The organism is Rhizobium sp. WSM1328, from assembly GCF_057653715.1.
Map to the genome: position 1 here is coordinate 3,013,155 of NZ_CM172788.1, position 25,914 is coordinate 3,039,068.

Here is a 25,914-nt window from a genome sequence, read left to right on the forward strand (position 1 = left end):
ACGCCCCGTTTCAGCAACATTTAACAAATTCGTGAAAGCATGTTTCGTCAGCTGCGAAGAAGCCCGCCTCAACGCGCGACAGCAAATATGGCCGGCCTGGGGGAGTAGACGGAACCATGAACAATTCCGTTGAGAACAGATTTTTTGCGATAGTTTGCGGAGCGCTGCTCGTCTTTGTCGCTCCCCTCTTTGTTCTCTTCCTATTTCTTTCCTCGGAACGGGCCGACAAGGAAATACGCGACCATATCTCCGTTCTTCTTGTCGCCAATGCCCAGGCGCTGGCCAAACCGCTGTGGGATCTCGATGAGGAGAGCGTCACTCAGATCAGCGCGACGGTCGTTTCCCAGGGCGCCATCGTCAAGGTCGAAGTGCGTGACCAGTCAGGCCAGCTCGACGTCAGCCAGTCCACCATTCCGCGCTCCTTCGACGGCAAGCTGGTGCAGGTGTCGCGCGCCATCATCTACAACACCGTCGACGGTCCGAAGAACCTCGGCAGCATCAGCGTCTATTATCCTGCGCTCGGCCTGTTTTCCGGCCTGAAGCAGGAAGAGGTTGTCTTCATCTCGATCTTCATCTTCGCGGTGCTGACCGTTTTCGGCACGGCGCTGATCGGCAACCGCTTCTTCGTCATCCAGCCGTTGATGCGGCTGACGGCGGCGATCGAGGCCACCCGCCAGCTGGGCTCCCGCCACCATGTCGACTGGCAGTCGAACGACGAGATGGGGCGGCTTGCCCATAGCTTCAACGAGATGCAGACCAAGCTCGAAAGCGAGGAAAAGGAGCTGAAGCTTGCCCACCGCCGCGCCACCGACATCTACAATCTGACGCCCGCCATGCTCTTCTCGCTCGACGAGGAAGACCGCATCACCGCCGTCAGCGATTATTGGCTGCTTGCCACGGGTTACAACCGCGCCGCCATCATCGGCCGCAACTTCGCCGATCTCGTCACTCCCCCGACCCGCGACAAATTCGTCAAGCGCCGCCAGGGCGAAAGCGGCATGACCGTCACCGTCAAGTTCATCTGCCTGGATGGCCGCACCATGGACGTCCTTATTATGGAATCGGAGGCGGGCGCTGGCGCTCAAGACCGCCTCTCGCTATCGGTCATGGCCGATGTGACCGAACTCAAGGCCTCCGAGGACCGCAACCACCGCCAGGCAATCACCGATCACCTGACCGGTCTTCTCAATCGCCAGGGCTTCGAAGCCGTACTCGACAACAAGATCGCCGCCGCCGACGCTGCCGGCCACGAACTCGCCTGCCTCTTCGTCGATCTCGACCGCTTCAAGTGGATCAACGACAATATGGGCCACGCCGCCGGCGACATGGCGCTGATCGAGCTCGTCGAGCGCCTGAAGACCCATCTTGCCCCCTCCGACGAGGCCGCCCGTCTCGGCGGCGACGAATTTGCCATCCTGCTGCCGGCGAAGGACGCCGAAAAACGCGCCAAGGTGATGTGCGAGCAGATTGCCTCGATCTTCGAAACGCCGTTCGCCCCCGACATGCATCTGAGCGCTTCCGTCGGCATCGCCATCTATCCGCATCATGCCGCAACCGCGGCCGAACTGCTCCAGAAATCCGACATGGCGATGTATGCCAAGAAACGCGACGGCAAGAACGGCGCGCAGCTCTTCGACAATGCCATGCTCGACCGTGCCCGCAGCCGCGCCGAAATCGAGGCCAATATCGAAGCCGGCCTCGTCGACAACTGGTTCGAAGCCTTTCTGCAGCCGATCGTTACCCTGAACGGCCGAGGCATTGCCGGTTTCGAGGCGCTGATGCGCCTCAACCATCCGCAGAAGGGCTTGATGCCGCCGGCCGAGATCATCAGCGTCGCCGAGGAAACGGCAAAGATCGTCCGCGTCGGCAACGTCATCATGGAAAAGGCGATCGCCAACCTCGCGGAGATTTCCCGCATATCAGGCATGCAGGATACCTATCTCGCCATCAACTTCTCGCCGTTGCAGTTCGAGCCGGCGCTGCCGGCCCGTCTTGCCGCCATCGTCGGTCGCCACGGCATCCGCCCCGAGCGCATCGTCGTCGAGATCACCGAAGCCGTGCTGATGCACGACAACCCGCAGATCCGCATGATCGTCACGGAGCTTCGTCGCTTCGGTTGCCGCATCGCGCTTGACGATTTCGGCACCGGCTATTCGTCGCTGAGCTACCTCAACCGCTTCCCCGTCGACATCATCAAGATCGACCAGTCCTTCACCCGCGCGATCAACGACGGCGACGACGACGTGCGCCAGAAGAGCCGCATGCTGATCGAAGGCATCACCACGCTTTCCCACAAGATGAACTGCACCGTCATTGCCGAGGGCATCGAGACCGAAGAGGAATGCCGCACGCTCCACCAGATGGGGCTTGACTATGGTCAGGGCTATCTCTTCCATCGTCCACAGCACGCAGCCACGCTGATCGAGCAACTGATGGCCTTGCAGTCGGCCGTCGCACGCGCCTCGTAAACGACGAACCAAGGAGATGATACAGATGAAAAAGCTCCTGCTTCTCGCATGTCTGGCGCTGCCCTGCACCGCCCATGCGCAAACGGTGACGTTCACGACCGAGGACTATGCCCCTTTCAACTATCGCGAAGGCAAGGAGATCAAAGGCGCGACCGTCGAGCAAGTCGAAAAGGTGATGGCCGCGATCGGCGTCGATTACACGATCGAGATCATGCCCTGGGCGCGCGCTTTTAGCCTTGCCCGCACGGCGCCGATGACCTGTGTCTTCGCGACCGCCCACAATGGCGCACGCGACCCGTTGTTCAAATGGGTCGAGCCGCTGCTCATCGACCGCAACATCCTGATCACCCGCAAGGGCTCGGGCGTCACCGCCGACAATCTGGACAAGGCGAAGAAATATACGGTCGGCACGCAGCGCGAGGATTACACCGAGACGATCCTGAAAGAGAAAGGCTTCACCAAGCTCGATGTCGCCAGCGACTTCAACGCGACGCTGCGCAAACTGCTTGGCGGGCGCATCGACATGATGCCGATCTCCGAACTCTATTTCGAGAAGTTGCGGGTCGACCAGCCGGTGGAGATAGTGACCGTGCTCTCCTCCCAGCCGATGGGCATCGCCTGCGAGAAGAACTTTCCAGACGATCTGCTCACCAGGATGCAGGCTGCCCTCGACAAGCTGATCGCCGATGGCGACCAGAAGCAGATCTTCCTAAAATACGGCATGAACCTGTCGGAATGACCCTGGCGACAACTGCCCTTTCCGCTTGACTTTGCTTTCATTTCGCGGTGGTGAACGGCGGTAAGTTCTAAAGCGCGTCGGGATCTTTCAGATTCGCTTATCGCGCCTTAGGTCTTTGTTTTTACGCATGTCGTTGTCGCAAAACCGCTGCACACTTTTGCACGACATGCTTTAGCGAGGAAAGACAGGCCATGCTGATCATCGCGGGTCTCGGCAATCCCGGCGGCAAATACGCCGGCAACCGCCACAATATCGGCTTCATGGCCGTCGACGCCATCCATCGGCGCCACGGCTTCTCGCCCTGGTCGAAGAAGTTCCGGGCCGAGATCGCCGAGGGCGAGGTCGCCGGCGAGAAGGTGCTGCTGATCAAGCCGCAAACCTTCATGAACCTCTCCGGTGAGTCCGTCGGCGAGGCGATGCGCTTCTATAAGCTCCAGCCCACCGATCTTGTAGCGATCTACGACGAACTCGACCTTCCCCAGGGCAAGGCGCGGCTGAAGACCGGCGGCGGCCATAACGGCCACAATGGCATCAAGTCGCTCGATGCGCATTGCGGCAGGGAATACCGCCGGCTGCGCCTCGGTATCGGCCATCCCGGCATCAAGGAAATGGTGCAGAACCATGTGCTCGGCGATTTCGCCAAGGCCGACAAGGCCTGGCTGGAGCCGCTTCTCGACACGCTCGCCGACAATGCCGACATGCTGGTGCGAAACGAGGATTCGCAGCTGATGAACAAGATCGCGCTGGCGCTCGGCGGCAAGGCCGAGGAGGAGAAACCGGCGAAGGAAAAGAAGGACGCCGAGAAGAAGCCGGCCGGCCAGTCGCATATCCATCAGGCCCGCAACCACAATCAGCCGAAGCTGCCGGCCTCCGGCCCGATGGCCGACATGTTGAAGAAGATGTTCGGCAACAAGGGGGAATGAGACCGGTGCCGCACGAAGATTTCGCCATCCGTGCCGCAGCCGCCGGCGACCTTCCCGGGCTGACCATCCTCTACCAGCACTTGAACCAGACCGATCCGGTTCTCGACAGGGCCCTGGCTGAAGAGCGCTTCTCCACCATCCTCGCCCAGCCCGGCATGACCGTTTTCATCGGCTTCGCCGGCGATCTCGCCGTTGCAACCGCCACCCTGATCGTCGTGCCGAACATGACGCGCAACGGCGCCTCCTATGCGCTGATTGAAAACGTCGTCACCAACGCCGATCACCGCCAGCGCGGTTATGCCGGCGCCGTCATCGGCCATGCAGTGACGCAGGCTTGGAAGGCCGGCTGCTACAAGGTGATGCTGCTCACCGGCTCGAAGAGCCCGGCGACGCTGCGCTTCTACGAGAATTGCGGCTTCGTTCAGGACAAGACCGGCTATCAGATCCGCCGGCCCTGAACCCGAAATGCCTATTCCTCCGGCTCCGCGGTGAACATCAGCGGATAGCCCATGCCCTTGGCAAGGTCGATGCCCTCCTTGGCCTTGGTCTCCGCGATGTCCTTGGCGCAGACCACGACCACGCATGAACCGAGCTTGTGCGCCGTCATCATCACCCGGTAGCCGGTCTCCTCGCTCATGCGGAAGACGGCCTTCAGGATCATGATCACCAATTCGCGCGGCGTATAATCGTCATTGACGAGGATGACCTTGTAGAGCTTCGGCTTATCCAGCTTCGGCTTCACCTTGGTCTTCGGTTTCAGGGCAATGTCATTGTCACTCATCGGAAAAATCCACCCGTTGATGACATGGAGTTGGTAATCTTCAAAACCAGCTAATCATTGTCGATGACGAATTTTCGACGGTCAACCGGCGCGGCTCCCGGCCTCAAACAGGCAGGGGCAGGTCGCCGGCTTCGATACTGAGAGGGGCAACTGCGTCCATGCGAACAGCGACCGGCATTCTGATGAAATCAGCAATATGTCGAAATCTCCATCGCTTTCAAGAATAGGCCAGCACCGATCCATCGGCAAGTGAGCGACGTTAAAAGCTCTCTAAGACTTGACCATAATGCTCCTTTATCCCATAGGCACCAGCAAGGAATTCAAGAACAGCAGGTTTTAGCGATGGGCTTCAAATGCGGTATCGTCGGGCTGCCGAATGTCGGCAAATCGACCCTCTTCAACGCGCTCACCAAGACGGCGGCGGCACAGGCGGCGAATTATCCCTTCTGCACCATCGAGCCGAACACCGGCGAAGTCGCCGTTCCCGATCCGCGCATGCGCAAGCTTGCCGACATCGCCAAGTCCAAGGAACTAATCCCGACCCGCATCTCCTTCGTCGACATTGCCGGCCTGGTGCGCGGCGCCTCGAAGGGTGAAGGCCTCGGCAACCAGTTCCTCGCCAATATCCGCGAAGTCGACGCCATCGTCCATGTGCTACGCTGCTTCGAAGACAGCGACATCACGCATGTCGAGGGGCGCATCAACCCGGTCGCCGATGCCGAGACGATCGAGACCGAGCTGATGCTTGCCGACCTCGAAAGCCTGGAGCGCCGCACCGAGCAGACGCGCAAGCGCGCCACCGGCAAGGACAAGGAATCGGTGGCGATGCTGCCGATCATGGATGCCTCGCTGAAGCTGCTCAACGAAGGCAAGCCGGTTCGCACGCTGCTGTCGACGCTCGATGCGGAAGAAATCGTCATCCTCAAGAGCCTCAATCTTCTGACCTCGCATCCGGTGCTCTACGTCTGCAACGTCGCCGAAGGCGATGCTTCGACCGGCAACGAATTCACCGAGGCTGTTGCCGTCATGGCGAAGGAACAGGGTGCCGAAACCGTCGTCATCTCGGCGGCGATCGAATCGGAGGTTGCCCAGCTTCCCGAAGAAGAAGCCAAGGAATTCCTCTCCGCCCTCGACCTTGACGAGGCCGGCCTCGACCGGCTGATCCGGGCCGGCTACAAGCTGCTCCACCTCATCACCTATTTCACTGTCGGCCCGAAGGAAACGCGCGCCTGGACGATCGAGCGCGGCACCAAGGCGCCACAGGCCGCCGGCGTCATCCATTCGGATTTCGAGCGTGGCTTCATCCGCGCAAACACCATCGCCTATGACGACTACATCAAATACAACGGCGAAGTCGGCGCCAAGGATGCCGGCAAGGCGCGCGACGAAGGCAAGGAATACGTCGTCCAAGACGGCGACGTCATCCATTTCCGCTTCAACACCTGATCGCAGACCGCTGCTGTCTCGACCAATGCATCTCGTCCAAACCGCTCGGCGGTTTGGGCGAAATCATAAGGTCTACGATACCGCCCCCGCGACGGCAGGCGGCAATCTCTGCGAGATTACCAGCGGCAGCGCCCGCAGCACGATACGGCGCAGCGGCATCCAGCCTGTTCCGATGATGAGCACGATCGCTCCAACGACGATCAGCGTCGTGAAGATATAGGTATCAACAGTCGCACTCCCTTGGCGGAAAATGCCGTAGATCGCAAAACCGAGCGACAGCAGGCCTGACGTGACGAAGGCGCGCCGGTCGATGACAAGGCCGATCAGCATCAACACCGCCACGCTGATGACAATGATGGGCGTCTTGATCGACACGGCCCGGGCAACATCCAGCAAATTGCCGTCGAACGACATCAGCAGCCTTACGCTGAAGAGCAGTGCCGGTGCCGCACCCAGATGAAGCCAGAAGGCGATATCGGAGCGTATCGTCCGGCGCAACCGGTCGCCGAGGTCGAAATAGAGCGCCGTTGCAAACAGCCCGAGCGCGCAAACGAGGAAGACCACCGCGAACAGGAGGGGATGGTTGGAGAAGAATTGCGGATCGCCACTCGCCCATTGCATGAGGCGCAATAGCAAGGTGAACACCAGTGCAAGGGCCGAGGTGATGCAGAGCGCCAGCGACAGCGGCACGCGGTACCGGGCATAATAGAGGCCGAGAACGATCGGGAAGCCGGCGACGAACTGCGTCGCCTCCGCCCCAATATTATTGAAGGCTGATGTTCCCGGTTTGAAGAAGAAGGACATCAGCAGGAATGTCCAGCAGAACAGCGCGATCGTCAGGCTGACGGCCGGCAGGGCAAGCCGCTGGCGGCGCACCAGGATTTCCGAAAGCACGATGATCGTAGGCAGTACGGCATAAAGTGCGGCAAGCCCCCAGAGGCCGCCGAGCGCCACCACGACGCCGATGGTGATCAGCACGTCGTGGAAGCCGCGCACGAAGCTTGGCGTCTCTGTATCCGACCAGGCCTGCCCCTCCGCCGCCATTGCCGGCTGTGCCTCAGCGACGCCGCCCCCGACGACGGCGACCCCGCGCTCCATCAGGAACGGCAAAAGCCGCCCGCCCGCCTCCGGCGAAATCAGCTCCTGGCGCACGGCCTCGTCAAGTATCGACCTTAGTTCAGTCATGCCGGTTTATCTCCCCGGAATCATTGAGCCCGGGCGGATGCTATTGTAAGCATTGTGCGCTGCATATGGCGGGAGGAACGAATGTCGGCAGAAAAGCTTTCCTTCGAGGATTTCCAGCTCGACCGCCGCTTCGCGCTTGGCCCGAAGCTGGTGACCACCGAGGAAATCATTGAGTTCGCAAGCGAATTCGACCCGCAACCGATGCATATCGATGAGGCTGCCGGCCGCGCCAGCATTCTCGGCGGCCTTGCCGCTTCCGGATGGCATACCTCTTCTATGTTCATGCGCATGATGGCCGACAGTTATGTGCTGCATTCGCTCTGCGAAGGTGCGCCGGGCGTCGATCTGATGGAATGGCGAAAGCCGGTGCTTGCCGGCGACACGCTATCTGGCCATTCGACCGTGCTTGAAGCCCGGCCGATGCGCTCGCGCCCTGGCATAGGCATCGTCAAGTTTCGCCACGAGGTAGAAAACCAGCGCGGCGAACTCGTCTGCGTCTCGGAGAATTCAGTCATGTTCGGCATGCGTGCCCGGCCCGCGGATATCGGCATAAGCCCGGAGACATCAGCATGAGGATGTCCGAGCTTTACGCGGTTGGCGAGAAGGCCGAGATCGGCAAGTACACTTTTACCGAGGAAAACATCATCCGTTTCGCGACGCGCTACGATCCGCAGCGTTTCCACGTCGACAAAGAAGCCGCCAAAGACACCCTCTTCGGCGATCTCTGCGCCTCGGGCTGGCACACCGCCGCCGCCTGGATGCGGACCTTCCTCGCCTTTTGGGAAAGGCAAAGCGCCGCACTCGCGCAAAAGGGCCAGACGTCACCGAACCTCGGCCCCTCACCCGGTTTCCAGAAACTGCAATGGCTGCGGCCGGTTTTCGCAGGCGACGTCGTGACCTATTCCGTCGCCTTCCTCTCCAGCCGGGCGCTCGCGTCGCGGCCGGGATGGCACCTCAACACCATCCTCTGCGAGGGCGTCAATCAAAACGGCGATACCGTTATCCGCTTCGAAAGCGGCGTGCTCGAATTCGACTGACGCTGCAGGCACGAGGACGAGGGCTCAGTGGCCGGAAAATTCGACCAGCGTGTGCACGACGACGCCGAGCTCTTCCAGCTTCTTGCGTCCGCCGAGGTCCGGCAGATCGATGACGAAGCAAGCGCCGACCACTTCCGCGCCGATCTGGCGCAGCAGCTTCGTCGCGCCGACCGCCGTGCCGCCGGTGGCGATCAGGTCGTCGACCAGGATCACCTTCTCGCCGGGCTGGACAGCATCGCGATGCATCTCCATCTCGTCGACGCCATATTCCAGGCTGTAGGCGATGCGCACGGTCTCGTGCGGCAGCTTGCCCTTCTTGCGGATCGGCACGAAGCCTGAGGAGAGCTGGTGCGCCACCGCGCCGCCGAGGATGAAGCCGCGCGCCTCCATGCCGGCGATCTTGTCGATCTTCGTGCCTGCATAGGGCTGCACGAGCTCATCGACCGCCCGGCGGAAAGCGCGTGGGTTGCCGAGCAGTGTGGTGATGTCGCGGAAAATGATGCCGGGTTTGGGGTAGTCGGGAATGGAGCGGATGCTGGCTGCAAGCTCCGAAGTCGTATTGTTCATGGAAAATCCATATCTGCGAAGGCATGAAACTGGCCGGACTTTATCAATTGCCAGGGGCGGAACCAACAAAAAAGGCGGCCCGCAGGCCGCCTTTCGAAATCTGGCGGGGAACCGCTCAGTGTTCCTTATTGGCGTAGATCGAGCGCTTCGTCAGGTAGATCAGCACCGTGAAGATCGCCAGGAAGATCATGACCATGAAGCCCGTGCGCTTGCGCTCCTCGAGATGCGGCTCGGCGGCCCACATCAGGAAGGCGGAGACGTCCCTCGAATACTGGTCGACCGTCGCCGGCGCGCCATCGTCATAGGTCACCTGACCGTCGGAGAGCGGCTTCGGCATGGCAAGGACGGCGGCAGCGTGAAAATAAGGATTGTAATGTGAACCCTGCGCCACCTGGAAGCCGGCCGGCGGCTCTTCATAGCCGGTCAGCAGCGCGTGGATGTAATCCGGGCCACCTTCCTGATACTGCGTGAAGATGTCGAAGACGAATTGCGGGAAGCCGCGCTCGACCTCGCGAGCCTTTGCAATCAGCGAAAAGTCAGGCGGAGCCGCACCGTTGTTGGAGGCAGCAGCGGCCTCCGCATTGGCGAAAGGCGCCGGGAAGTGGTCGGAGGGGACCGCCTTGCGGGTAAACATCTCGCCGGTGGCGTTCGGGCCGTCCTGGACCTCGTAGTTCGCGGCGAAAGCCTTCACCTGCGCCTCGGAATAACCGAGCTCATCAAGCATGCGGAAGGGCACGAGGTTCATCGAATGGCAGGCGGAACAGACTTCGGTGTAAACCTTGAGGCCGCGCTGAAGCTGACCCTTGTCGTAGTGGCCGAACGGACCGGCAAAAGTCCATTCCTCCTCCTTCGGCTCCTTCAGCGGATAGTGCGGCGTCTCACTTTCCGCGTGATGGGCCGGAGCCGCACCGTTGGCGGGCGTCGCCTCCTGGGCCAGCACCGCACTGCCGAGACCGGCGGCAAATGCGAGCGAGAGAATGCTTGTAACAAGCGTTTTCATATTTCTATTCCCTTCCGTCGCTCGCTTATGCCTTGACCGCTACGGTCTTGTTGCGCTTTTCGAGCACCGCTTCGGTGATCGAGTTCGGGATGCGACGCGGTGTTTCCACCAAGCCGAGAACCGGCATCGCGACCAGGAAGAAAGCGAAGTAGAGGAGCGTGCAGATCTGCGAGATCGTGGTGAACAAGCCTTCCGCCGGCTGCGAACCGAGCCAGCCGAGGATGATCGCGTTGATCACGAACAGCCAGTAGAACAGCTTGTACCAGGGGCGGTAGACGGCGGAACGGACCTTTGAGGTATCGAGCCAGGGCAGGAAGAACAGCACGATGATCGCGCCGAACATCACGAGCACGCCGCCGAGCTTGGAGTCGATCGGGCCGACGTTGAAGGTGATCGAGCGCAGCATCGCGTAGAACGGCAGGAAGTACCATTCCGGAACGATGTGGGCCGGCGTCTTCAGCGGGTCGGCCGGGATGTAGTTGTCGGCATGGCCTAGGAAGTTCGGCAGGTAGAAGACGAAATAGGCATAGACCATCAGGAAGATTGAGACGCCGAGCGCATCCTTCATCGTCGCATAAGGCGTGAAGCGCACCGTGTCCGTCTTCGTCTTGACCTCGACGCCCGTCGGGTTCGTCTGGCCGACGACGTGCAGCGCCCAAATGTGCAGGATGACGACGCCGGCGATCATGAAGGGCAGCAGGTAGTGCAGCGAGAAGAAGCGGTTCAGCGTCGGGTTTTCGACCGCAAAGCCGCCGAGTAGGAACTGCTGCACCCATTCGCCGACCAGCGGAAAGGCGGAGAAGAAGCCGGTGATGACGGTGGCGCCCCAGAAGGACATCTGGCCCCAGGGCAGAACATAGCCCATGAAGCCGGTCGCCATCATCAGGAGGTAGATGACCACGCCGAGGATCCAGAGGATTTCGCGGGGCGCCTTGTAGGAGCCGTAATAGAGGCCTCGGGCGATGTGCAGGTAGACCGCGACGAAGAAGAAGGATGCGCCGTTGGCATGCATATAGCGCAGCAGCCAACCGTGGTTCACGTCACGCATGATCTTTTCGACGGAGTTGAAGGCAACCGACGATTCGGCCGCATAGTGCATGGCGAGCGTAACACCCGTCAGGATCTGCACCACCAGCATAACGGCGAGCATGGCGCCGAAGGTGTAGGCGTAGTTCAGGTTACGCGGAACCGGATAGGCGACGAAGCTGTCATAGACCATGCGCGGCAGCGGAAGGCGCGCATCGACCCATTTCTCGAGGCCGGTTGATGGCTCGTAGCTGGAATGGCCACTCATTAATCAGTCTCCCCTCAACCGATCTTGATCTTGGTATCGGACAAAAATGAAAAGGTCGGAATCGCCAGGTTCTGCGGCGCCGGGCCTTTGCGGATGCGGCCGGCCGTGTCGTAGACCGAGCCATGACAGGGACAGAACCAACCATTGTATTCGCCGGCCTGGCCGAGCGGCACGCAACCGAGATGCGTGCAGGTGCCGATCATGACGATCCAGTTTTCCTTGCCCTTGCCGCCCGAACGGTCAACACCCGTTGCCTGAGCGTCGACAGGAAGGTTTGCATTGCGCGCGACCGGGTCCTTCAGATCAGCAAGCTGGACGGCATTTGCCGCTTCCACTTCCTCAGGCGTGCGGTTGCGGATGAAGATCGGCTTGCCGCGCCATTTAACCGTCAGGGACATGCCGGGCTCGAGGCTGGCAACGTCGACTTCGATGGAGGCGAGAGCAAGCGTCGAAGCGTCAGGACGCATCTGATCAATGAACGGCCAAGCGACCGCGACGGCGCCGACGGCGCCTGCCATACCAGTGGTGAGATAAAGGAAATCACGGCGAGTGGGTTCGCCCATGCCCTCGCTTGTCGTTTCGTGTTCGCTCACGGCTAACATCCTCTGCGCAATTTTCGCGGAATTCCGCCCTGCCCCCTCTACCGGCGAATCTCTCTGGACACAATTCGGCCATAGATTCCCCGGCAATCCGGCGCGTTCTATGCTTGATCGCAAATTATGTCCAGCCTTGGCAAGGGGATGAGGGCACAATGTCGCGGGAAATTTCGGATGAATTTTTTAAGGCAAACACGCGCTTGCCATTATGTTGCATTGCAACAAAAACGCCCTCGTGATAGGCGCAGTCCAAGCCATGCCAGTGAGCCGGACCGGAGCGGATGAGAGACACGATTTTTTGCGTATTCAGCGTTCTCACGACCCTCGTTCTCGCCATTATCTCCCTGCGATACGTCACCGATTTCTATCTGCTATCTTTCTTTTACAGCTTCCAGGTCCATCTGGCGGTGGCCGGCACTGTGGCCTCGGTCGCTGCCCTTCTCGTCAAGCGGCACTGGTATGGCCTGCTGACCCTCGCAATATCGGTGGTCCTTGCCGTCCACGGTGTCGTGATGATGCGCGAATTCGTCGAACCATCCGTCGAGGAGAGCCGCCCGGCCCTGTTCAGGCTGATGTCCTTCAATATCGAGAACGATAATTTTGCAAACGGCCCTGACATCGCCGACATGGTCATTGGCTCGGGTGCGGACGCCGTCAACATCCTGGAGGCTGAACCGCTGCTGTCGGAACTGCCACGGTTGCTGAAGACCTATCCCTATTACGTCGGCTGCGGCGTCGGCATGGAACAATGCGACACGCTGGTGCTGTCGAAACGTCCGCTGATCGAACCCCGCATCCGCAATCTCGGCCTGCTCTGGCGCAACCGGCTGACGATCTCGACGATCGATTTCGATGGCCAGAAGGTCAATTTCCTCGCCGCGCACCTGACCAAACCTTATTACGACGAATTCCACGGCCTCGAAATCTGGGATCTCGCGGAGATCATCCCTACCCTTTCGGGACCACTCGTTCTCGCCGGTGATTTCAATACGTCGATTCTCGCGCCCGACGTGCAGTATCTCATGCGCACTCAAGCCCTGGGCACGGTATCGCTGGAACCCGCGACATGGCCGATCCGCGCCGGCGCCTTCGGCATTCCGATCGATCATATCTTTACCCGGGCGCCGCTGCGGCTGAAATCGGTTCGCCGCATCGAGAATGGCTTCGGGTCAAATCATTTTGGCCTCATGGCGGAATTCGTCATCGACCCTTGAGCCCGCATCCTCGTCTGTAGCAAGGAAGCCGCCGGACTGGCGCGCCCAAAGTTCGGCATAGAGCCCGCCGTGGCGAAGCAGTTGGTCATGGCTGCCTTCCTCGATGATCCGCCCGAGATCGATGACGATCAGCCGGTCGAGCGCGGCGATCGTCGACAGCCGATGGGCGATCGCAAGCACTGTCTTGCCTTCCATGATCCGATGGAGATTGGACTGGATCGCCTCTTCCACTTCCGAATCGAGCGCCGACGTCGCTTCGTCGAGAACGAGGATCGGCGCGTCCTTCAGCATGACCCGGGCAATAGCGATACGCTGCCGCTGCCCGCCTGACAGTTTGACGCCGCGTTCGCCGACATGCGCATCGAAACCTCTACGACCCTGCTGATCCTGCAGACGTTCGATGAAGTCGATGGCTTCGGCGCGCCTTGCCGCCTCCACCAGCCCCTCCTCGCCGGCATCGGGCCGTCCGAACAGGATATTGTCGCGCACGGAACGATGCAGCAGCGAGGTGTCCTGGCTGACGACGCCGATCTGCATCCTGAGAGATTCCTGCGTCACCGCTGCAATATCCTGGCCGTCGATGAGAATGCGGCCGTCCTGAATATCGTAGAGGCGCAGCAGCAGGTTCATCAGCGTCGATTTCCCGGCACCCGAACGGCCGACGATCCCGACCTTTTCGCCCGGGCGGATGGTCAGGGAGAAATTCTCGACGACCGGCTGATGACCCTTGCCGTAACGGAACGAAACATCGTCGAAGCGGATGCCGGGCTGTCGGATCACCAGGGACTTCGCATCCGGCCGATCGACGAGCCCCAGAGGCTGGGAGATCAGCTCGGCGGCGTTCTGGATGGTACCGAGATTGCGCATGATGCCGTTGAACTGCGTCATCAGCCGTCCGAGCAGGAAATTCAGCCTGAGCACCAGCGCCAGCGAAAACGCCACGGCGCCGGAACTCACCAGGCCGCGCAGCCAGAGATCGACGCTCAGCCCCGCCATCGTTACGATCATCAGGCCGGAGAGCAGCGCCATCGAGGCCCGGACGCCGGTGATGAACCGCGTGAAGCGCAACACCGTATCCTGATAGATATCAAAGCCCTGACGCATGTAGCGGTCGCTCTCCTCGTCGCGGGCAAACAGCTTCAGCGTCTGCATGTTGCTGTAGGAGTCGACCATCCGGCCGTTCAGCATCGATCCGGCTTCCGCCGTCTCGCGGGAATGCTGGCGGATCCGCGGAACGAAGTGGCGGGCAAGCAGGCTGAAGGCGCCAAGCCAGAACAGCACGACGGCGGCAAGGGAAAAGTCCAGCCGGGCGACGAGCACGAGCGTCGTTACGGCATAGATGCCGACGAACCAGACGCTTTCCATCAGCGAGGTGACGAGATCGCCGGTGGCCTGTCCGGCCGACCAGACCTTGGTGACGATGCGCCCGGAAAAATCGCTCTGGAAGAACGACAATGACTGCCTGGAGACATGGAGATAGGATTGCCAGCGTGCGAGATTGTAGAAGCCAGGCGTGATCACCTGCTGGTCGACGAGCGCGATCAGGAAGGCGATGACGAAGCGCACCAGCCCGATGAGGGCGAGCATCCCGAACAATTCGCCGCCATGGGCAGCGAGAAGGCCGCTCCAGCCGGCCCCCGGCGTGATGCTGCCGAGGATATCGACCAACCGCCCGACGAACCAGAAGAGTGCGGCCTCTATCGCCGCCGACGTGCCGCCGAGAACGAGCATGGCGATGAACGGCATCCTCGCCTGGCCGATATAGAACCAGATGAATCCGAGCGTCGAGCGCGGCGGCTGCAGATTGGCGCGTGGGCGGAACGGATCGATCCAGGTTTCGAACCGGCGGAGGATGGGGTGCAGCAACATAGAAGCGATATAGGCGGATTAGCCGTGCCGGCAAAGGGAATGAAAAGCGGACAGAATGTTATATTTTGGTAATTATCGGTAACATCGGCGGCATACCCATTGAATGCCCCCGAACCGGTCACAATCTCACGTTACGATCGCGCTTTACCGGAGACCATATCCATGGAAACGAAAATGCTCGATGTGCATGTTCCGCTTCCGCTTGCAGAAAGGCTGGATGCCCTGGCATTCGCCCTGGGGTTGCCGCGCGACGAGATCGTCGCCGAGGCCATTACCACCTGGATCGATCAGGAGGAGCACCGCCGCCTCGTCGCGCTTCGCACGATCGCCGCCGCCCACACAATGGTCGTCGTCGAAACTCACCGCGTGATCGATTGGGCCGACAGCCTTTGATCGGATAGGACGCAAACGCGCTCAGATCTTCAGCAACGGTCGGCAAGCTGGAACCCCCCTAAGAATTCACGAGGCCCTCTCCGCTTTCGCAGGGAGGGCCTCATTACTCTTATTATTCCGCCGCCACTTCCGCTTCGTCGGCGTGATCGGAGAGGAAGCCGCCGGACTGACGGTTCCAGAGGTCGGCATAGATGCCGCCTCCTGCGATCAGCTCACTGTGCGAGCCGGCCTCGATGATCCGGCCCTTGTCGAGCACGATCAGCTGGTCCATCTCCGTCAGCGTCGACAGCCGGTGGGCGATGGCGATCACCGTCTTGCCCTCCATCAGGGCGAAGAGGTTTTCCTGGATCGCCGCCTCGACTTCCGAATCGAGTGCCGAGGTTGCCTCGTCGAGCACCAGGATCGGCGCGTCCTTCAGGAAGACGCGGGCGATCGCGACGCGCTGCCGCTGGCCGCCGGAGAGCTTGACGCCGCGTTCGCCGACCTGCGCGTCGAGCCCCGCGCGGCCCTGCATGTCGACCAGGCCTTCGATGAACTCCCAGGCATTGGCGCGTTTGGCGGCCTCGATCACCTCGTCGTCCGTTGCTTCGGGGCGCCCATAGGCGATGTTGTCGCGGATCGAGCGATGCAACAGCGAAGTGTCCTGCGTCACCACGCCGATCAGCGAACGCAGGCTTTCCTGCGAAACGCCGGCGATGTCCTGCCCATCGATGGTGATGCGGCCGGCCTCCAGGTCGTAGAAGCGCAGCAACAGGTTCATCAGCGTCGTCTTGCCGGCGCCGGAGCGGCCGACCAGACCAACCTTCTCGCCGGCCTTGATGTCGAGCGACAGGTTGTCGATGACGCCCTTGCTCTTGCCGTAGTGGAAGCGGATGCGGTCATAGTGGATCGCGCCCTTCTTCGCCGTCAGGGTGGGTGCGCCCGGCTTGTCGACGATGTCGTGCTGTTTGCTCATCATCTCCATGCCGTCATAGACCGTGCCGATATTCTCGAACAGCGCCGAGACTTCCCACATGATCCATTGCGACATGCCGTTGACGCGCATGGCAAGACCGATGGCGATGGCGATGGCGCCGACTGAGATCGCCCCGTTCAGCCAGAACCAGATCGACATGCCCGAGATGACGAAGAGCGCAACGCAGTTGTTCACGTAGACGAAGATGTGGAAGAGCGTCACCTTGCGCATCTGCTTGTGCACGGTCTGCAGGAACTCGTCCATGCCTTCCTTGGCATAGACCTCCTCGCGGCCCGCATGCGAAAACAGCTTGACCGTCGCGATATTCGTATAGCTGTCGACCACGCGCCCCGTCATCATCGAACGCGCATCCGCCTGCGCCGCCGCGATCTTGCGAAGCCGCGGCACGAAATAGGCGACGATGCTGATATAGACCGCGAGCCAGACGAGGATCGGGATCATCAGCCGCCAGTCGGCTGCCGCAATCACGATGATCATCGTCAGAAAGTAGGTGACGACATAGACGAAGACGTCGAGGATCTTCATCACCGTTTCGCGCACCGCAAGCGAGGTCTGCATCACCTTGGTGGCGACACGCCCGGCAAACTCGTTGGCGAAGAACGACATGCTGTGACGCAGCAGGAAGCGGTGCATCTGCCAGCGTGCGATCATCGGATAATTGCCGAGCATCATCTGATGCATGATGAGCGAATCGAGCCCAGCTACCAAAGGCAGGCCGATCAGCACCAGCGCCGCCATCCAGAAAAGCTTGTGGCCTTCTCTCTCCAGGAATGTGGCGCGGTCGGCATTGGTCAGCCAGTCGACGATGTCGCCGAGGAACTGGAAGAGCGCCACTTCGCCGATCGCGATCAGCGCGGTCAGCACGGCCATCAGGCCGAGCCAGGGCGCAGCCGGCTTGCTGTAATGCCAGCAAAAGGCAAAGAGACCTTTCGGCGGGACGACGGGGTCCTCGCTTGGAAAGGGATTGAGTCGCTGTTCGAACCAGCCAAACATGAAATTGCTCCGAAACGTCAGCGTTCCGGCTCCCGGCTTCGCGCCATCCCAGCGCTATGCAAGCACATATGGGAACCGAACGTTCAAGGGGCGAGGCTGAAACAGCCGCACAATGGATCAAAAAGGAAATTCAGGGAAGAAATCCGCACTATCGGCGGAAAATCGCACCGCTTGGCATCACGGCCAGGAGGCGCACATACAGCAAAATATTCATTCTGGCGCTCCTTGCTGGCGATTAAAGATATGCACCGATAACGCGAAAATGAGGAATTTTCCAGCCCTGTTCTGCCACATATTTCATCTTTTCGGGTCCAAACGCGCCCTGTTGCGTCGAAATCACAGTTGCATTAGGCCCTTTGCGGTGAAAGCGGAAAGATAGCGCATCATGACTTCACTCAGACTGGCACTCTATCAGCCGGATATTCCCGGCAATACCGGCACGATCCTGCGTCTTGCCGCCTGCCTTGGCTTTGCGGTCGATCTGATCGAGCCCGCCGGCTTCGACATCTCCGACCGTAACCTGAAACGGGCCGGCATGGACTATATCGCCGCCGCCGCCCTCACCCGCCATGTCAACTGGGACCGCTTCGAGGCGTGGCGTCTGACCACTGGCCGCCGCCTGATCCTCGCCTCGACCAAGGCTGCGGAGCGCTACACCGATCTTGCCTTCCGCCCCGACGATGTCCTGCTCTTCGGCCGCGAAAGCGCCGGCGTGCCGGATCAGGTGCATGAGAGGGCCGATGCGCGCGTACTGATCCCGATGGTCGAAGGCCAGCGCTCGATCAACGTCGCCGTCTCCGCCGCGATGATCGTCGGCGAGGCGATGCGCCAAACCGTCTGGGCCTGACGGACACCGGCGCTGGCAGAGCAAAAGCCCGCGAAATTGCCGATCCGCTCCGGAATATGTCGCAAAATAACGTTGTCTATCCGTCAAACCGGCGTATATTTATTAGCCGGGCAATCAAAAATTCAGCATTGGCCTCCATGATTCCAATAAGTTTGGAACGGTCATGTGAGGAAAACAGCACTTCTCCAGATCTGTGAAAGAAGAATAAAAACAATAAAATGGACTCTACAATCATCATGATCAACCTGTTCGGCGCCGTGGCTCTGCTGCTGTTCGGCCTCGCGCAGGTAAAGGATGGCGTATCCAGAGCCTTCGGCGCCCGCCTGAGAACAGGCCTGGCGACCGGCACGCGCGGCGGTCTTCGTTCTTTCCTGTCGGGCCTCGTCGCGACAATCGCGCTGCAAAGCTCCACAGCGACGGCGCTGATGACGGCCTCCTTCGTCGAGCGTGACCTGATCAAGCCGCGCATGGCGCAGATCGTCCTGCTCGGCGCCAATGTCGGCACGGCAATCACCGCCTGGATCGTCGCAACGGGCATCGAATGGCTCTCTCCGCTCCTGATTCTTGCCGGCATCGTGCTCTACCGCGGCCGTTCCAGCGCCAGCCAGGGCGGCGGCACGGCGCTGATCGGCATCGGGCTGATGCTGTTGTCGCTGCACCTCCTTGGCCTTGCGACGGAACCGATGCGCGCTTCCCCCGCACTCGCCGCCTTCATCGGCCTGCTGGATAACGCCCTGCCCGTGGCGATGATCATCTCGGCAGCACTTGCCTTCGCGTCCTCGTCGAGCCTTGCGGTGGTGGTGCTCATCCTCTCGCTCGCCTCGGCCGGCGTCGTCTCCGCCGAACTCGTCATCGTGCTCGTACTCGGCGCCAATCTCGGCGGGGCGATACCGCCGGTCGTCGCGACATTGTCCGGCCCGGTTTCGGCACGGCGCGTCACCCTCGGCAATCTCGCCGTCCGCACGCTCGGCTGCCTTATCGCCCTGCCGCTGGCGGGTTATGGCGCGGAATTCATCCAAATGCTGCCCTTCGGTCCTGCCAAGCTGCCGGTCGACGCGCATCTTGCCTTCAACCTTCTGCTGGCGGCGCTGGCCTGGCCATTCTCCCGGCCGCTCGCTGCCCTGATGGCCCGGCTGGTGCCTGATCAAGCCGAGCCCGATAGCGCGCCGAAATATCTGGATGCGCAGGAGCTTGCGACGCCGGTCGTGGCCCTCGCCAGCGCTACCCGCGAAGTGCTCGGCGTCGGCGATCTGATCGAGCGGATGCTGATCCGGGTCTCCGAAGCTTTCGAGCGTAACGACGCATCGAAGCTTGCCGAGATATCCACCCTCGAAGAGCGCGTCGACCGGCTGCAGCAGGCGGTGAAGGTCTATCTCTCGAAGCTCGGCCGCGAGGGTCTCAGCGACGAGAACGCCCGCCGCTCGATCGTCGTCATCGATTATGCGATCAACCTCGAACATATGGGCGATATCATCGAGAAGGGCCTGCTGGAGCAGGTGGCAAAGAAGATCTCTCTTGGCCTGAAATTTTCCGATGACGGTCATCAGGAACTGCGCAAGCTGTTCGATTTGACGATCGACAATCTGCGCGTCGCCCAGACAATCTTCGTCACCCGCGATTTCAATCTGGCGCGCCAGATGATGGAGGTGAAGGTCGAGGTGCGCCGGATGGAGAAGCAGTCTGCCGAGCGCCACCTCGAACGCCTGCGTGATGGTCGCGCCGACAGCCTGCAAACGAGTTCGCTGCATCTCGACATGCTGCGCGATCTGAAGCGCCTCAACGCCCACATCGTCTCGGTGGCGCATCCGATCATGGATGAAAACGGCCTGCTGATCGAAAGCCGCGTGCGCGCCACTGCGAAGTGACGGTCAGTCTGCCGAGGGCAGACGGCGCATGGTGAATTCGATCTGGTCGCCGTCGAGCTGGCGCCAGCTTTCCACCTCGGTCCAGTAAGCGGCTTTCGGATATTCGTCGAACCATTCGCGCGCCTTGGCGCGTGCGTCCGTGAGGCCGAGGCAATATGTCTCACGCACGAAATGGTCTTTCTTGCTCGGGGGATTTTCCGCCCGATGTCTCGCTATCCTGCGCTTCAGGCCGTCGAAGGACGGAGGCCCTGGAACTTTTTTCATCAATCTACCTCCTCGGAAAAGGTAATATCGAAATTCTCGATTTGCGAGTCGAATCTTGGAGGCGCCGGGTGCTTGCCTCGGCTTGGCGAGATGCAGCACCAACTGCTAATCATGGCGTGAATGAAGAATGAGCGAGTCGCCTCCGATGGAGATGCCGACCGTCGGAGGCGTAAATGGAAAGACCGGAACTGCCGATCGGCTTGCCTGACGATATCGAAGAGAAGAAGGCCGCAGCCCGCAATTGGTTCGAGGGATTGCGCGATACGATCTGCGCCTCCTTCGAGGCCCTCGAGGACGAGTTGGAAGGGCCGCTATCCGACCAGGAGCCCGGCCGCTTCGTCGCCAAGGACTGGTCACGCGAAAATGGTGCTGGCGGCGGTGGCCGGATGTCGATGATGGAAGGCCGCGTCTTCGAAAAGGTCGGCGTCCATACCTCCACTGTCTACGGCGAATTCGCCCCGGATTTCCGCGCCCAGATACCCGGCGCCAAGGACGATCCGCGTTTCTGGGCCTCCGGCATCTCGCTGATCGCCCATCCCGTGAACCCACACGTTCCGGCGGTGCACATGAACACCCGCATGGTCGTCACCACCAGCCGCTGGTTCGGCGGCGGGGCCGACCTGACGCCGGTGCTGTCGCGCCGCCGCACGCAGGAGGACGAGGACAGCCAGCTCTTCCACAAAGCCATGGAGATCGCGTGCCGCAATCATGCCGTCGCCGATTATGATGCGTACAAAGCCTGGTGCGACGAATATTTCTTCCTGAAACACCGCAACGAGGCCCGCGGCATCGGCGGCATCTTCTACGACTGGCTGCATTCAAGCGAGGAAGCCGGCGGCTGGGACGCCGATTTCGCCTTCACGCGTGATGTCGGCCGGGCTTTCGCCATGGTCTATCCAAAAATCGTCCGCTCCAACTTCAATAAATTGTGGACAGAGGCCGATCGCGACGAACAATTGATCCGCCGGGGCCGCTACGTCGAATTTAATCTGCTGTATGATCGCGGCACGATCTTCGGCCTGAAGACCGGCGGCAACGTTGAATCCATTCTCTCTTCGTTGCCCCCCGTCGTCCGCTGGCCATGAAACTGTGATATCTCATCGATAAATTCGAGGTGATAGACCTTCACGAAAACTCAGTGCGTCCTAACTTTATATGTATGTGCGTAACAATCGGAGGAGGATTGTCATGACGATACAAAGTAGCTCGCCAGCGTCCGCGGATGTCCAGGAAACATCCCGCACGATCGACACATCCGAGTTTCTGACGCGCATTGCCGAGAAACTGCGGACCAAGAGCGGCTCGGATCTGCCGCTGTCCTGCTTCATCGAGCAGGTCAAGCTGCAACTGGCCGGCGGAAAGTCGCCGGAACAGCTGCAGAACGAAGCAGCGGCCGCCAACAGCAACATGCCCGGCCACCTTTTGGATACCTACAAAGCCTGGGCGATGCCCGACTGACACGGCCTTTACTGGCCGGCATGTCGATGCCGGCCGGAACCTTCCCTCCCCCCGCACATTCATGAATCGCGTAAGATCGCGATCTTCGTTGTGTTTCGAACAGAGGAGAAGACCATGCGACTTTTCGAATGCGGCACTCTCGTTCCGGGCTGCGCCTGGCATACACGGGCAGATAGCGACGCCGAGGTGGTCCGCCGTGCCGTTGAACACATGAAAGACGCTCACGGTGAAACCACGATCCGCGAGAACATGGTGGATAATATCAAGGCTCGAATCCGCGACGAGGTGAACGCAGCCTGATTATTGCACGCGTTCCTGGAGCCGGGCGAGCAGCGCCGCCCGGTCGGTAACGAAGTTTTCCTCCACCCACTGGTTTTCCAGACCGGCAAGCAGCTCGCCGACGCGCGGGCCAGACGCGATTCCTGCCGAAATCACGTCGCCGCCGTTCAGCGGAAACTGTGGTTTCTTCCAGTGCGTTGCCTTATCCAGCAGCTTGTTGAGCCGCGCAGACCGCGCCATTTCGTCGAAATCGCTTTCAGCCTTGCCGCGCGCAACCGCAAGTGCCAGCTTCAGCCGTGTCGTGATGCCGTCGGTGCTGGTGCGATAAAGCAACCGTTCGAAAGCCGCCGATGACATGTCGTCATTGACTGGCGCTGCCATGGCCCAGGCCTTGAGAGTGGCCGCTTCCGCATTCGAGAGCTTGAGCCGGGCTGCGAGCGCCTCCATGCGCGCGGCATCGGGCGGCACGATCGCCGCAAGGCGCAGCAAAGGATCGGGTGTCCAGCCGAGCGCCTTTTCGGTGGCGATCAGCGAAGGGATCGCATCGATCCCCCATCGTTCCGATTCCGGCAGGATTTCCGTCAACACCGCCACCTGCCGCATCCAGAGCAGCGCGCGACCAGGATCGTCGGCGCCAAGCAGCTTTCGCAACTCAGACCAGACGCGTTCTGCCGAAAGCGTCGTCAGTTTCGAACGCGCGAGGGAACACGCCTTCAGCCCCTCGGCATCCGGCCGCCCGGAACCGTAATAGGCAAAGAAACGGAAGAAGCGCAGGATACGCAAATGATCCTCGGCAATACGCCTTGCGGCATCGCCGATGAAGCGGATGTTGTGCGTCTCAATGTCGGCAAGTCCGCCAACGAGATCCACCACCTCGCCCTTTGCATCGGCATAAAGCGCGTTGATCGTCAGATCCCGCCGTTCGGCGTCTCCCTTCCAGTCGGTGCTGAAGGCAACCTTGGCATGGCGTCCGTCGGTCTCGACGTCGGTGCGAAGGGTCGTCACCTCGAAGGGCTTGCCGTCGATGACGAGCGTCACCGTGCCGTGCTCGAGGCCGGTTGGGACTGCCTTGATGCCGGCCGCCGCCGCCCGCTCCATCACCGGCTCCGGTCTGAGTGTCGTGGCTATGTCGACATCATTGACCGGCAGGCCCATCAGGCTGTTGCGCACCGCTCCGCCAACCACCCGCCCTTCGCCGCCATCGGCGTTGAGAAGCGCTAAGATCCGGCCGAGGGCCGGGTCGCGGAACCATGCTTGGTCGGCGATGCCGGTCATGCATAAAGCCTTTCATAAAGCGTGCGGACGATGCCAGCGGTAATTCCCCAGATCATTCTGGTTTCATAGGGCACGCGGTAGAAATGCCGGTCGATGCCGTCGATGACACGTCTGTCGCGGGTGTGATTGGCAGGATCCATCAGGAAGGAAAGCGGCACCTCGAACACGTCGTCCACCTCGGTCGGGTTCAGCGTCAGCGCAAAGCCCGGCGAGACGACGCCGAGCACCGGCGTAATGCGGAAGCCCGTTGAGGCAAGGTAATTCGGCAGCCGCCCCACGGTTTCGACGAAGGAACCGGCCAGGCCAATCTCCTCCTCCGTCTCGCGGATCGCCGCCATTTCGGGCGAGATATCGGCGGGATCGATCGAGCCGCCGGGAAAGGCGATCTGCCCGGAATGTTTGCGCAGCGTCGCCGTGCGCTTGGTGAAGATCACATGCGCTTCCTCGCCATCGTCGATGACGGGTACGAGCACGGCGGCGTCGCGCAGCTTGAAGGTCTCGACCTCGGCGACGATATCGGGATTGAGGATGTGGTCCCCGTGATCGCGCCAGGCATGATCGACCGGCCCACCATTCTGGTTGAGCGCGCGGCGGCGGAATTCGGCTGCGGAAAACAGCGGATAACGTTGGGTAATCGCATCATTCATCGGGAAAGCGCATCCAGTTCATCGGCCGGCATCATCGCAAAAACCTCTCCGGCCGAGCGGACGGCGAACATCGCCTGTCCCTCGACCTCGATCGTCTCGCCGAGCGCCACCAGTTCATACATCACCGCACGCGACACCAGCGCCTCCAGCCGCCCGCGCACATGCAGATAGGGTTTCAATTCGGCATTCTCGCCCGCAATCGCAAAGCGCAGCCGATGCTCTCCTCCCGCCTCCACGACATCGCCGACATTGGTGCGGAAAGTCAGCACCTGTCGGCCTTGCCCCTCCGTCACGCTCATCTCCACGGCGATGAAAGGCGCGTCGACGACCCTTATACCGACCTTTTCCACAGGAGTTACGAGATAGGTCTTCTGGTCGTCGTCTTTTCTTAAAACCGTCGAAAACAGCCGCACCAGCGCCGGTCGACCGATCGGCGTACCCATGTAGAACCAGGTGCCGTCCGCCCGGATTTCCATGTCGATATCGCCGCAGAAAGGCGGATTCCACCGCTCGACCGGCGGCAATCCTCGTTTTTGTCCGGCATTTTCCTGAGACGCGCGCGAAATCAGTGCGGCAAGTCCCGCCGCATCCGCCTGTCCGCTGATTTCCTCGGCTGCCATTCTTCCGTCCCGGTTTGTCCTTAACGAAGTAAAGTCACGAGATAGTCATTCGCAACGAACTTGTCAGCCCGTCACATCTCCATAACTCTATCGGGTATGAGGCACATGTATAAGTCCGCCGATTCGCTGCCGAATGATTTCAGCCGTTGGAGATACGCATGGGTATGATGAAGACCGAAGCCAGCCTCGATGAAAAGGCGATCGTCGCCGCCGCCGAAAAGGCGCTCTCCGATATCGCCGCCATCCGCGGGGAAGTCTCGAAGGTGATCTTCGGTCAGGAAAGCGTCGTCGAGAACACCATTCTCGCCGTGCTGTCAGGCGGTCATGCTCTGCTCGTCGGCGTTCCCGGTCTTGCCAAGACCAGACTGGTGACCACGCTCGGCGAGGTGCTCGGCCTTGCCGCCAACCGCATCCAGTTCACGCCGGATCTGATGCCCTCGGATATTCTCGGCTCCGAGGTGATGGACCAGGACGACAGTGGACGCCGCTCCTTCCGTTTCGTCAAGGGCCCGGTCTTTGCCCAGCTCCTGATGGCCGACGAGATCAACCGCGCTTCGCCGCGTACCCAGTCGGCCCTTCTGCAATCCATGCAGGAATATCACATCACGATCGCCGGCCAGCGTTATGACCTGCCGGCGCCCTTCCATGTGCTCGCCACCCAGAACCCGCTCGAGCAGGAAGGCACCTACCCCCTGCCCGAAGCCCAGCTCGACCGCTTCCTGCTGCAAGTCGACGTCAACTACCCCGAACTCGCCGCCGAGCGTCAGATCCTGCTCGAGACGACGGGCTTGGGCGAAACCCGACCGGAAGCCGTCATCGATGCGCAGCGGCTGATCGAGATCCAGACTCTGGTGCGCCAGATGCCGGTGAGCGACACGGTTGTCGATGCCATCCTGGCGCTGGTGCGTTCCGCCCGCCCCGGACAGGGCAATACCTCGACCGACAAGAACGTCGCCTGGGGTCCTGGCCCTCGCGCCGGCCAGGCAATGATGCTCTGCGCGCGCGCCCGCGCGCTCTACGAAGGCCGTCTGGCACCGTCTCTGGACGATATCTTCGCGCTCGCCGAACCCATTCTCCAGCACCGCATGGCGCTGACCTTCGCCGCCCGCGCCGAAGGCATGTCGGTGCGTGATGTCGTCGCCGGACTGGTCAAGCAGGCAAAGGGATAAGGAAGCCGG

At 60.9% G+C, this 25,914-nt stretch carries 27 protein-coding genes; 15 read left to right on the plus strand and 12 right to left on the minus strand.

Features of this window, described 5'->3' with window-relative positions; all coding sequences use genetic code 11:
- The first annotated feature begins 116 nt into the window (after positions 1–116).
- The 4 genes from AC2444_RS15325 to AC2444_RS15340 all read left to right on the plus strand — a co-directional run bounded on the left by AC2444_RS15325 (position 117) and on the right by AC2444_RS15340 (position 4,588).
- Positions 117–2,468 carry an EAL domain-containing protein gene (locus AC2444_RS15325; protein ID WP_012758446.1) on the plus strand — a complete coding sequence of 784 codons (2,352 nt, stop codon included), beginning with the start codon at positions 117–119 and terminating at the stop codon, positions 2,466–2,468.
- Between the two features lie 25 nt (positions 2,469–2,493).
- Positions 2,494–3,207, plus strand: coding sequence for a substrate-binding periplasmic protein (locus AC2444_RS15330; protein ID WP_012758447.1), 714 nt, complete (start codon positions 2,494–2,496; stop codon positions 3,205–3,207).
- Between the two features lie 191 nt (positions 3,208–3,398).
- A complete protein-coding gene (gene pth, locus AC2444_RS15335; RefSeq protein WP_012758448.1) occupies positions 3,399–4,130 on the plus strand; it encodes an aminoacyl-tRNA hydrolase in 732 nt (243 codons plus the stop codon).
- Entirely contained in the window at positions 4,127–4,588 is a 462-nt protein-coding gene (locus tag AC2444_RS15340) for a GNAT family N-acetyltransferase (protein WP_012758449.1), read from the plus strand. Before pth ends, AC2444_RS15340 begins: the two co-directional genes overlap by 4 nt.
- A gap of 11 nt (positions 4,589–4,599) precedes the next feature.
- On the opposite strand, the gene clpS is transcribed toward AC2444_RS15340, so the two are convergent.
- Positions 4,600–4,911, minus strand: a complete 312-nt coding sequence (gene clpS, locus AC2444_RS15345; protein ID WP_012758450.1) for an ATP-dependent Clp protease adapter ClpS — start codon at positions 4,909–4,911, stop codon at positions 4,600–4,602.
- Between the two features lie 342 nt (positions 4,912–5,253).
- On the opposite strand from clpS, the gene ychF reads away from it, so the two are divergent.
- The gene (gene ychF / locus AC2444_RS15350; RefSeq protein ID WP_012758451.1) at positions 5,254–6,357 is read left to right on the plus strand and encodes a redox-regulated ATPase YchF; all 1,104 of its coding nucleotides are present in this window, start codon (positions 5,254–5,256) and stop codon (positions 6,355–6,357) included.
- A 72-nt stretch (positions 6,358–6,429) separates the two neighbouring features.
- Here the strand turns inward: ychF and AC2444_RS15355 are convergent, their stop codons facing one another.
- Positions 6,430–7,542 (minus strand): hypothetical protein, encoded by a 1,113-nt coding sequence (locus AC2444_RS15355; protein ID WP_012758452.1) that lies wholly within the window; start codon positions 7,540–7,542, stop codon positions 6,430–6,432.
- 81 nt (positions 7,543–7,623) lie between these two features.
- Here AC2444_RS15355 and AC2444_RS15360 point away from each other — a divergent pair, with 81 nt between their 5' ends.
- Positions 7,624–8,115 carry a MaoC family dehydratase gene (locus AC2444_RS15360; protein WP_012758453.1) on the plus strand — a complete coding sequence of 164 codons (492 nt, stop codon included), beginning with the start codon at positions 7,624–7,626 and terminating at the stop codon, positions 8,113–8,115.
- On the plus strand, positions 8,112–8,579 hold the full coding sequence (locus AC2444_RS15365) for a MaoC family dehydratase (RefSeq protein ID WP_012758454.1): 468 nt from the start codon (positions 8,112–8,114) through the stop codon (positions 8,577–8,579). The genes AC2444_RS15360 and AC2444_RS15365 overlap by 4 nt, the downstream gene beginning before the upstream one ends.
- Positions 8,580–8,603: 24 nt before the next feature.
- Here AC2444_RS15365 and AC2444_RS15370 read toward each other — a convergent pair whose 3' ends face one another.
- The 4 genes from AC2444_RS15370 to petA form a co-directional block, all read right to left on the minus strand.
- Complete coding sequence (locus AC2444_RS15370; protein ID WP_003561340.1) at positions 8,604–9,146, minus strand: adenine phosphoribosyltransferase; 543 nt, start codon at positions 9,144–9,146, stop codon at positions 8,604–8,606.
- A gap of 115 nt (positions 9,147–9,261) precedes the next feature.
- On the minus strand, positions 9,262–10,146 hold the full coding sequence (locus AC2444_RS15375; protein WP_012758455.1) for a cytochrome c1: 885 nt from the start codon (positions 10,144–10,146) through the stop codon (positions 9,262–9,264).
- Positions 10,147–10,171: 25 nt separating this feature from the next.
- Positions 10,172–11,440 carry a cytochrome b gene (locus AC2444_RS15380; RefSeq protein ID WP_012758456.1) on the minus strand — a complete coding sequence of 423 codons (1,269 nt, stop codon included), beginning with the start codon at positions 11,438–11,440 and terminating at the stop codon, positions 10,172–10,174.
- Between the two features lie 14 nt (positions 11,441–11,454).
- Complete coding sequence (gene petA, locus AC2444_RS15385; protein ID WP_012758457.1) at positions 11,455–12,033, minus strand: ubiquinol-cytochrome c reductase iron-sulfur subunit; 579 nt, start codon at positions 12,031–12,033, stop codon at positions 11,455–11,457.
- A gap of 284 nt (positions 12,034–12,317) precedes the next feature.
- Here petA and AC2444_RS15390 point away from each other — a divergent pair, with 284 nt between their 5' ends.
- A complete protein-coding gene (locus tag AC2444_RS15390; RefSeq protein ID WP_012758458.1) occupies positions 12,318–13,250 on the plus strand; it encodes an endonuclease/exonuclease/phosphatase family protein in 933 nt (310 codons plus the stop codon).
- Here the strand turns inward: AC2444_RS15390 and AC2444_RS15395 are convergent.
- Positions 13,206–15,119, minus strand: a complete 1,914-nt coding sequence (locus tag AC2444_RS15395) for an ABC transporter ATP-binding protein (protein WP_012758459.1) — start codon at positions 15,117–15,119, stop codon at positions 13,206–13,208. The two genes, AC2444_RS15390 and AC2444_RS15395, sit on opposite strands and share 45 nt — an antisense overlap.
- A 162-nt stretch (positions 15,120–15,281) precedes the next feature.
- On the opposite strand from AC2444_RS15395, the gene AC2444_RS15400 reads away from it, so the two are divergent.
- On the plus strand, positions 15,282–15,512 hold the full coding sequence (locus AC2444_RS15400) for a CopG family ribbon-helix-helix protein (RefSeq protein WP_012758460.1): 231 nt from the start codon (positions 15,282–15,284) through the stop codon (positions 15,510–15,512).
- 112 nt (positions 15,513–15,624) lie between these two features.
- On the opposite strand, the gene AC2444_RS15405 is transcribed toward AC2444_RS15400, so the two are convergent.
- Positions 15,625–17,481, minus strand: coding sequence for an ABC transporter ATP-binding protein (locus tag AC2444_RS15405; RefSeq protein ID WP_012758461.1), 1,857 nt, complete (start codon positions 17,479–17,481; stop codon positions 15,625–15,627).
- A gap of 385 nt (positions 17,482–17,866) precedes the next feature.
- Between AC2444_RS15405 and AC2444_RS15410 the strand changes: the two genes are divergently transcribed.
- Together AC2444_RS15410 and AC2444_RS15415 are read left to right on the plus strand one after the other, a co-directional pair.
- Positions 17,867–18,328 carry a tRNA (cytidine(34)-2'-O)-methyltransferase gene (locus AC2444_RS15410; RefSeq protein WP_012758462.1) on the plus strand — a complete coding sequence of 154 codons (462 nt, stop codon included), beginning with the start codon at positions 17,867–17,869 and terminating at the stop codon, positions 18,326–18,328.
- Between the two features lie 218 nt (positions 18,329–18,546).
- Complete coding sequence (locus AC2444_RS15415; RefSeq protein WP_012758463.1) at positions 18,547–20,193, plus strand: Na/Pi cotransporter family protein; 1,647 nt, start codon at positions 18,547–18,549, stop codon at positions 20,191–20,193.
- Positions 20,194–20,196: 3 nt separating this feature from the next.
- Here the strand turns inward: AC2444_RS15415 and AC2444_RS15420 are convergent, their stop codons facing one another.
- The gene (locus AC2444_RS15420; RefSeq protein WP_012758464.1) at positions 20,197–20,457 is read right to left on the minus strand and encodes a hypothetical protein; all 261 of its coding nucleotides are present in this window, start codon (positions 20,455–20,457) and stop codon (positions 20,197–20,199) included.
- Positions 20,458–20,630: 173 nt separating this feature from the next.
- On the opposite strand from AC2444_RS15420, the gene hemF reads away from it, so the two are divergent.
- The 3 genes from hemF (at position 20,631) to AC2444_RS15435 (ending at position 22,215) form a co-directional block, all read left to right on the plus strand.
- Positions 20,631–21,542: an oxygen-dependent coproporphyrinogen oxidase gene (gene hemF / locus AC2444_RS15425; protein ID WP_012758465.1), complete on the plus strand. Its 912-nt coding sequence runs from the start codon at positions 20,631–20,633 to the stop codon at positions 21,540–21,542.
- Between the two features lie 103 nt (positions 21,543–21,645).
- The gene (locus AC2444_RS15430; RefSeq protein WP_012758466.1) at positions 21,646–21,915 is read left to right on the plus strand and encodes a hypothetical protein; all 270 of its coding nucleotides are present in this window, start codon (positions 21,646–21,648) and stop codon (positions 21,913–21,915) included.
- Between the two features lie 114 nt (positions 21,916–22,029).
- Positions 22,030–22,215, plus strand: coding sequence for a DUF1059 domain-containing protein (locus tag AC2444_RS15435; RefSeq protein ID WP_012758467.1), 186 nt, complete (start codon positions 22,030–22,032; stop codon positions 22,213–22,215).
- Here the strand turns inward: AC2444_RS15435 and AC2444_RS15440 are convergent, their stop codons facing one another.
- From AC2444_RS15440 to AC2444_RS15450, 3 genes are read right to left on the minus strand one after another with little or no spacing between them, the layout of a single operon-like run.
- Entirely contained in the window at positions 22,216–23,469 is a 1,254-nt protein-coding gene (locus AC2444_RS15440) for a CCA tRNA nucleotidyltransferase (protein WP_128448844.1), read from the minus strand. It abuts the gene before it with no gap.
- Entirely contained in the window at positions 23,466–24,116 is a 651-nt protein-coding gene (locus tag AC2444_RS15445) for a CoA pyrophosphatase (protein WP_012758469.1), read from the minus strand. The genes AC2444_RS15440 and AC2444_RS15445 overlap by 4 nt, the downstream gene beginning before the upstream one ends.
- Positions 24,113–24,736, minus strand: a complete 624-nt coding sequence (locus AC2444_RS15450; RefSeq protein WP_012758470.1) for a DUF1285 domain-containing protein — start codon at positions 24,734–24,736, stop codon at positions 24,113–24,115. The genes AC2444_RS15445 and AC2444_RS15450 overlap by 4 nt, the downstream gene beginning before the upstream one ends.
- A gap of 158 nt (positions 24,737–24,894) precedes the next feature.
- On the opposite strand from AC2444_RS15450, the gene AC2444_RS15455 reads away from it, so the two are divergent.
- On the plus strand, positions 24,895–25,905 hold the full coding sequence (locus tag AC2444_RS15455) for an AAA family ATPase (protein ID WP_012758471.1): 1,011 nt from the start codon (positions 24,895–24,897) through the stop codon (positions 25,903–25,905).
- Positions 25,906–25,914: the final 9 nt, after the last annotated feature.

Bases quoted from the DNA above. Each gene is read 5' to 3' on its own strand.
- AC2444_RS15365 (WP_012758454.1), top strand. From the start codon at position 8,112: ATGAGGATGTCCGAGCTTTACGCGGTTGGCGAGAAGGCCGAGATCGGC.
- AC2444_RS15395 (WP_012758459.1), bottom strand. From the start codon at position 15,119: ATGTTGCTGCACCCCATCCTCCGCCGGTTCGAAACCTGGATCGATCCG.
- AC2444_RS15420 (WP_012758464.1), bottom strand. From the start codon at position 20,457: ATGAAAAAAGTTCCAGGGCCTCCGTCCTTCGACGGCCTGAAGCGCAGG.
- AC2444_RS15450 (WP_012758470.1), bottom strand. From the start codon at position 24,736: ATGGCAGCCGAGGAAATCAGCGGACAGGCGGATGCGGCGGGACTTGCC.
- clpS (WP_012758450.1), bottom strand. From the start codon at position 4,911: ATGAGTGACAATGACATTGCCCTGAAACCGAAGACCAAGGTGAAGCCG.
- pth (WP_012758448.1), top strand. From the start codon at position 3,399: ATGCTGATCATCGCGGGTCTCGGCAATCCCGGCGGCAAATACGCCGGC.
- AC2444_RS15390 (WP_012758458.1), top strand. From the start codon at position 12,318: ATGAGAGACACGATTTTTTGCGTATTCAGCGTTCTCACGACCCTCGTT.
- AC2444_RS15440 (WP_128448844.1), bottom strand. From the start codon at position 23,469: ATGACCGGCATCGCCGACCAAGCATGGTTCCGCGACCCGGCCCTCGGC.
- AC2444_RS15455 (WP_012758471.1), top strand. From the start codon at position 24,895: ATGGGTATGATGAAGACCGAAGCCAGCCTCGATGAAAAGGCGATCGTC.
- AC2444_RS15410 (WP_012758462.1), top strand. From the start codon at position 17,867: ATGACTTCACTCAGACTGGCACTCTATCAGCCGGATATTCCCGGCAAT.
- AC2444_RS15325 (WP_012758446.1), top strand. From the start codon at position 117: ATGAACAATTCCGTTGAGAACAGATTTTTTGCGATAGTTTGCGGAGCG.
- AC2444_RS15415 (WP_012758463.1), top strand. From the start codon at position 18,547: ATGGACTCTACAATCATCATGATCAACCTGTTCGGCGCCGTGGCTCTG.
- AC2444_RS15340 (WP_012758449.1), top strand. From the start codon at position 4,127: ATGAGACCGGTGCCGCACGAAGATTTCGCCATCCGTGCCGCAGCCGCC.
- hemF (WP_012758465.1), top strand. From the start codon at position 20,631: ATGGAAAGACCGGAACTGCCGATCGGCTTGCCTGACGATATCGAAGAG.
- AC2444_RS15330 (WP_012758447.1), top strand. From the start codon at position 2,494: ATGAAAAAGCTCCTGCTTCTCGCATGTCTGGCGCTGCCCTGCACCGCC.
- AC2444_RS15375 (WP_012758455.1), bottom strand. From the start codon at position 10,146: ATGAAAACGCTTGTTACAAGCATTCTCTCGCTCGCATTTGCCGCCGGT.
- ychF (WP_012758451.1), top strand. From the start codon at position 5,254: ATGGGCTTCAAATGCGGTATCGTCGGGCTGCCGAATGTCGGCAAATCG.
- AC2444_RS15435 (WP_012758467.1), top strand. From the start codon at position 22,030: ATGCGACTTTTCGAATGCGGCACTCTCGTTCCGGGCTGCGCCTGGCAT.
- AC2444_RS15360 (WP_012758453.1), top strand. From the start codon at position 7,624: ATGTCGGCAGAAAAGCTTTCCTTCGAGGATTTCCAGCTCGACCGCCGC.
- AC2444_RS15400 (WP_012758460.1), top strand. From the start codon at position 15,282: ATGGAAACGAAAATGCTCGATGTGCATGTTCCGCTTCCGCTTGCAGAA.
- AC2444_RS15405 (WP_012758461.1), bottom strand. From the start codon at position 17,481: ATGTTTGGCTGGTTCGAACAGCGACTCAATCCCTTTCCAAGCGAGGAC.
- AC2444_RS15355 (WP_012758452.1), bottom strand. From the start codon at position 7,542: ATGACTGAACTAAGGTCGATACTTGACGAGGCCGTGCGCCAGGAGCTG.
- AC2444_RS15380 (WP_012758456.1), bottom strand. From the start codon at position 11,440: ATGAGTGGCCATTCCAGCTACGAGCCATCAACCGGCCTCGAGAAATGG.
- AC2444_RS15445 (WP_012758469.1), bottom strand. From the start codon at position 24,116: ATGAATGATGCGATTACCCAACGTTATCCGCTGTTTTCCGCAGCCGAA.
- AC2444_RS15430 (WP_012758466.1), top strand. From the start codon at position 21,646: ATGACGATACAAAGTAGCTCGCCAGCGTCCGCGGATGTCCAGGAAACA.
- AC2444_RS15370 (WP_003561340.1), bottom strand. From the start codon at position 9,146: ATGAACAATACGACTTCGGAGCTTGCAGCCAGCATCCGCTCCATTCCC.